This is a genomic window from Mesorhizobium sp. M2C.T.Ca.TU.002.02.1.1, assembly GCF_003997225.1.
In genome coordinates this window covers 1-5,520 of record NZ_RZTO01000408.1, presented here as the reverse complement: position 1 = coordinate 5,520, position 5,520 = coordinate 1, and the positions used below count along the sequence as shown (strand labels likewise).

At 62.6% G+C, this 5,520-nt stretch carries 6 protein-coding genes and 1 pseudogene; all 7 read right to left on the bottom strand.

Features of this window, described 5'->3' with window-relative positions:
• Positions 1-697: NADH-quinone oxidoreductase subunit M (locus tag EOD07_RS20675; protein WP_164772389.1), on the bottom strand; the 697-nt coding region annotated here is incomplete at its 3' end.
• On the bottom strand, positions 697-2,670 hold the full coding sequence (nuoL, locus tag EOD07_RS20670; RefSeq protein ID WP_127236777.1) for an NADH-quinone oxidoreductase subunit L: 1,974 nt from the start codon (positions 2,668-2,670) through the stop codon (positions 697-699). The genes nuoL and EOD07_RS20675, both read right to left, overlap by 1 nt.
• A gap of 11 nt (positions 2,671-2,681) precedes the next feature.
• Positions 2,682-2,990, bottom strand: a complete 309-nt coding sequence (gene nuoK / locus EOD07_RS20665) for an NADH-quinone oxidoreductase subunit NuoK (RefSeq protein WP_027168992.1) — start codon at positions 2,988-2,990, stop codon at positions 2,682-2,684.
• 1 nt (position 2,991) lies between these two features.
• Positions 2,992-3,612, bottom strand: a complete 621-nt coding sequence (locus EOD07_RS20660) for an NADH-quinone oxidoreductase subunit J (protein ID WP_041007645.1) — start codon at positions 3,610-3,612, stop codon at positions 2,992-2,994.
• Between the two features lie 130 nt (positions 3,613-3,742).
• Positions 3,743-4,234: an NADH-quinone oxidoreductase subunit NuoI gene (nuoI, locus tag EOD07_RS20655; protein ID WP_040982026.1), complete on the bottom strand. Its 492-nt coding sequence runs from the start codon at positions 4,232-4,234 to the stop codon at positions 3,743-3,745.
• Positions 4,234-5,277, bottom strand: a complete 1,044-nt coding sequence (nuoH, locus tag EOD07_RS20650; protein ID WP_041007647.1) for an NADH-quinone oxidoreductase subunit NuoH — start codon at positions 5,275-5,277, stop codon at positions 4,234-4,236. The genes nuoI and nuoH overlap by 1 nt, the downstream gene beginning before the upstream one ends.
• Positions 5,278-5,279: 2 nt before the next feature.
• A pseudogene (locus EOD07_RS20645) lies at positions 5,280-5,520 on the bottom strand (NADH-quinone oxidoreductase subunit G); the annotation flags it as partial.

The following is a 5,520-nucleotide window of genomic DNA, read 5'->3' as shown; positions in this document are numbered from 1 at the left end:
GCCAGGTGTGCACCGGCCACATCGGCATCTTCACCGCGAAGGAGGCGAAGAAGGCGAGCCACAGCCAAGTCTGCATGTTGGCCGGGAAGTGATGCGTCAGAAGCGTCGGGATGTCGGTGGTGCCCGACTGGAAGAACATCGCCATGATGGCGAGCAGCATCAGCACCGAGCCGGCAAGCGTGTAGAGGAAGAACTTGAACGAGGCATAGACGCGCCGCTTGCCGCCCCAGACGCCGATGATGATGAACATCGGAATCAGGCCGGCCTCGAAGAAGACGTAGAACAAGACGATGTCGAGCGCGCAGAACACGCCGATCATCAGCGTCTCGAGGATCAGGAAGGCGATCATATAGGCCTTGACCCGCTTCTCGATCGCTTCCCAGGAGGCGAGGATGGAAAGCGGCATCAGGAAGGTCGTCAGGATGACGAACAGCATCGATATGCCGTCGACCCCCATATGGTAGGAGATGCCCGAATCCAGCCAGGCGTGCTTCTCGACGAACTGGAAGCCGGCCTGCGAATTGTCGAAGCCCGTCCAGATGAACAACGAGATGACGAAGGTGAACGCCGTCGTGATGAACGCGATGGCGCGGATGTTGCGGCGCGCGTTTTCGCTGTCGTCGCTGATCGGCAGAATGAGGAGAACACCAACCAGCGGCAGGAAGGTGACCAGCGAGAGGATTGGCCAGTCGGTCATCAGAGCATCATCCAGGTGACGAGAGCGGCCACGCCGATCAGCATGGCGAAAGCGTAGTGGTAGAGATAGCCGGTCTGCAGCTTGACGACCCGGTTGGTGACGTCGATGACGCGCGCCGAGACACCGTCGGGGCCGAGGCCGTCGATGATGGCGCCGTCGCCGGTCTTCCACAGGAACCTGCCGAGGCGTTTTGCGGGCTGCACGAACAGGAAGTCGTAGAGCTCGTCGAAGTACCACTTGTTGAGCAGGAAGGTGTAGAGGCCGCGATGCTGCGCCGCCAGCTCCTTCGGCATCTCCGGCTTGCGGATGTAGAACTGCCAGGCGACGGCCAAGCCGATCAGCATGGCGACGAATGGCGCCAGTTCCACCCAGAGCGGCAACTCGTGGATCTCGTGCAGGATGTGGTTGTCCGGCAGCGTGAACAGCGATGCCTTCCAGAATTCGGCATAGCCCTCGCCGATGAAGGCGCCATGGAAGATGACGCCGGCAAACAGCGCGCCGGCCGCCAGCACATAGAGCGGCACCAGCATCACCGGCGGCGATTCATGGACGTGGTGCATGACCTCGTGGCTGGCGCGCGGCTCGCCATGGAAGGTCATGAAGATCAGCCGCCAGGAGTAGAAGCTGGTGAAGCAGGCGGCGACGACGAGCAGCACGAAGGCGAAGCCGGCGGCGGCATTGTGGCTGGCGAACGACGTGGCGATAATGGCGTCCTTGGAGAAGAAGCCGGCGGTGCCGATCACCGTCGCCGGGATGCCGACTCCGGTCAGCGCCAGCGTGCCGATGATCATCATCCAGTAGGTGGCCGGGATCAGCTTGCGAAGGCCGCCCATCTTGCGCATGTCCTGCTCGTCGGAGACGGCATGGATGACCGAGCCGGAGCCGAGGAACAGCAGCGCCTTGAAGAAGGCATGCGTGAACAAATGGAAGATCGCCGCGCCATAGGCGCCGACGCCGAGCGCCACGAACATGTAGCCGAGCTGCGAGCAGGTCGAATAGGCGATGACGCGCTTGATGTCGTTCTGGACGAGGCCGACGGTCGCCGCGAAGAAGGCGGTGAAGGCGCCGATGAAGGTGACGACGGTCAGCGCCGTGTGCGACAGCTCGAACAGCGGCGAGAGCCTCGCCAGCATGAACACGCCGGCGGTCACCATGGTCGCCGCGTGGATGAGCGCGGAGACCGGCGTCGGGCCTTCCATGGCGTCCGGCAGCCATGTGTGCAGCGGCACCTGCGCCGACTTGCCCATGGCGCCCATGAAGAGCAGCAGGCAGACCACGGTCAGCGCCGTCTGCTTGTCGAGCGCATGGCCGAGGAAGGTGAGCACGGCGGCACCCGCCGGCGCGCCTTCGGCCGGCAGGAACGAGGCCGCATTGGCGAAGACGGTGCTCAGATTGACCGAGCCGAACAGCACGAACACGCCGAAGATGCCGAGCGCGAAACCGAAGTCGCCGACGCGGTTGACGACGAAAGCCTTGATGGCGGCGGCATTGGCCGACGGCTTCTTGTACCAGAAGCCGATCAGCAGATAGGAGGCCAGACCGACGCCTTCCCAGCCGAAGAACATCTGGATGAGGTTGTCGGCCGTCACCAGCATCAACATCGCGAAGGTGAACAGCGACAGATAGGCGAAGAAGCGCGGCCGGTTCGGATCGTGGTGCATGTAGCCGATCGAATAGATGTGGACCAGCGCCGACACGGTGTTGACGACGATCAGCATCACCACCGTCAGCGTATCGATCCGCAACGCCCAGGACGTGTCGATGCCGCCCGACTGGATCCAGCGCAGCACCGGCACGGTGAACACCTCGCCATGCCCGAAACCGACGGTGAAGAAGGCGATCCACGACAGCACCGCCGCGATCACCAGGAAGCCGGAGGTGATGTATTCGGAAGCCTTGGCGCCGAGCGAATTGCCGAACAGGCCGACAATCAGGAAGCCAAGCAGCGGAAGGAAGACGATAGCCTGATACATGATGGTTCCCGTCAACCCTTCATCGCGCTCACGTCTTCGACCGCGATCGAGCCGCGGTTGCGGAAGAAGACGACAAGAATGGCAAGACCGATCGCGGCCTCAGCGGCCGCGACCGTCAGCACGAACAGGGCGAACACCTGTCCGACGAGGTCATGCAGCGCCGCCGAGAACGCGACGAAATTGATGTTGACCGCCAGCAGGATGAGCTCGATCGACATCAGGATGACGATGATGTTGCGACGGTTCAGGAAGATGCCGAACACGCCGAGCGTGAACAGGATCGCCGATACGGTCAGGTAATGTGCAATGCCGACGACCATCTCAGATGCCCTCGCCCGATTTGACCTTGCGGATTTCCATGCCCGTAGCCGGCGTGCGGCCGACCTGCGCGGCGATCGACTGCCGCTTGACGCCTTCCTTGTGGCGCAGCGTCAGCACGATGGCGCCGATCATGGCGACCAGCAGCACCAGGCCGGAAATCTGGAAATAATAGAGGTAGTCCGTATAGAGGATGTCGCCGAGCGCGGCCGTGTTGGAGCGCGTGGCAAGATCCGGCGTTGCCTTGGCGACCGTCGAGGCAAGCTGCGGCGCGAATGTGTAGCCGCCGAGCACGATGATCAGCTCCGCCGCCAGGATCAACCCGACCAGCGCGCCGATCGGCGCGTATTGCAGGGCGCCCTGCTTCATCTCGGCGAAGTCGACGTCGAGCATCATGACGACGAACAGGAACAGCACCATCACCGCGCCGACATAGACGACGAGCAGGATCATCGCCAGGAACTCGGCGCCGGTCAGCATGAACAGGCCGGCTGCGTTGAAGAAGGTGAGGATCAGGAAGAGCACGGAATGCACGGGGTTGCGCGACGAAATGACCATGAAGGCCGACGCCACGGCGATAAAGGCGAAGAGGTAGAAAAAGGCCGCCTCTAGTCCACTCAGCATGGGTTCCCCCGGGTTCCAAATTCCGACTCCGACCCGCCTCCGGTTCGAAACCGCGTGTTCCTTAGACGGACGACGTTGCGCCGTCCACTTTCTTGTTCCTTCCCCCCGTTTACGGGGAGAAGCACGCTAATCACCTATAGGGAGCATCCAGCGCGATGTTGCGCGCCAGCTCACGCTCCCAGCGATCGCCGTTCGCGAGCAGCTTTTCCTTGTTGTAGTAAAGCTCCTCGCGCGTCTCGGTCGCGAACTCGAAATTCGGCCCCTCGACGATGGCGTCGACCGGGCAGGCTTCCTGGCAGAAGCCGCAATAGATGCATTTCACCATGTCGATGTCGTAGCGCACGGTGCGGCGCGTGCCGTCATTGCGGCGCGGGCCGGCCTCGATGGTGATGGCCTGCGCCGGGCAGATCGCTTCGCACAGCTTGCAGGCGATGCAGCGTTCCTCGCCGTTCGGATAGCGGCGCAGCGCATGCTCGCCGCGGAAGCGCGGGCTGGTCGGCCCCTTTTCGTGCGGGTAGTTGATCGTTTCCTTCGGCGCGAAGAATTGGCGCATCGAGAGGAAGAAGGCGCTGACGAAATCCTTCAGCAGCAGCGACTTTGCGGCCTGGGCGAGAGCGGACATCACGCAAACCCCGTGATCTTGAGGAAGGCCGCGGTGGCGACGACCATGAACAGCGAAATCGGCAGGAAGACTTTCCAGCCCAGCCGCATCAGCTGGTCGTAGCGGTAGCGCGGCACAAAAGCCTTCACCATCGAGAACATGAAGAACATCAGGCAAATCTTCAGCACGAACCAGATCACCCCTGGTACCCAGGTGAAGGGCGCGAAATCGAACGGTGGCAGCCAGCCGCCGAGGAACAGGATGGTCGCCAGCGCGCACATCAGGACGACGGCGACATACTCGCCGAGGAAGAAGAGCAGGAACGGCGTCGACGAATATTCAACCATGTGGCCGGCGACGAGTTCGGATTCCGCCTCCACCAGGTCGAAGGGCGGGCGGTTCGTCTCGGCAAGCGCCGAGATGAAGAACACCACGAACATCGGCAACAGCGATAGCCAATGCCAGTCGAGGAAGGTGTTGGGCAGGCCGAGCTTGGTGCCGAGACCATCCTGCTGCGACATGACGATGTCGGAGAGATTAAGCGAGCCGACGCAAAGCAGCACGGTGACGATGACGAAGCCGATCGAGACTTCGTAGGACACCATCTGCGCGGCCGAGCGCAGCGCGCCGAGGAACGGATATTTCGAGTTGGACGCCCAGCCGCCCATGATCACGCCATAGACCTCGAGCGAGGAGATGGCGAAGACATAGAGGATGCCGACATTGATGTTGGCGATCGCCCAGCCCTCATTGACCGGAATGACCGCCCAGGCCGAGATCGCCAGCACCGCCGACACCAGCGGCGCCAGAAGGAACACCCCCTTGTTGGCGCCCGATGGGATCACCGGCTCCTTGAAGACGAATTTCAGAAGGTCGGCAAAAGCCTGCAACGTGCCCCACGGACCGACGACGTTCGGGCCGCGACGCAGCTGCACCGCCGCCCAGATCTTGCGGTCGGCATAGAGCAGATAGGCGACGCCGATCAAAAGCACGACGATCAGCACGACCGACTTCAGAAGGATCAGCAGCGCCGGCAGCACGTAGAAGGAGAAGAAGGTGTCCATGCTTATTCCGCCGCCTGCTTGAAGCCGCTCTTGGCCAGCGCCGAGCATTCGGCCATCACGGCCGACGCCCGCGCGATCGGGTTGGTCAGATAGAAGTCCTTCACCGGTGAGGTGAAAGTGCCCTTGTTCAGCCGGCCGCCAAGCTTTGCCGCCTTGGCGACGTCGTCGGCGCTGCCCGCCTGCACCTGGTCGATGCGGGCGATCCTGCGGGCGCTGTCGGACGTGCTCGGCAAGAAGCTGCCC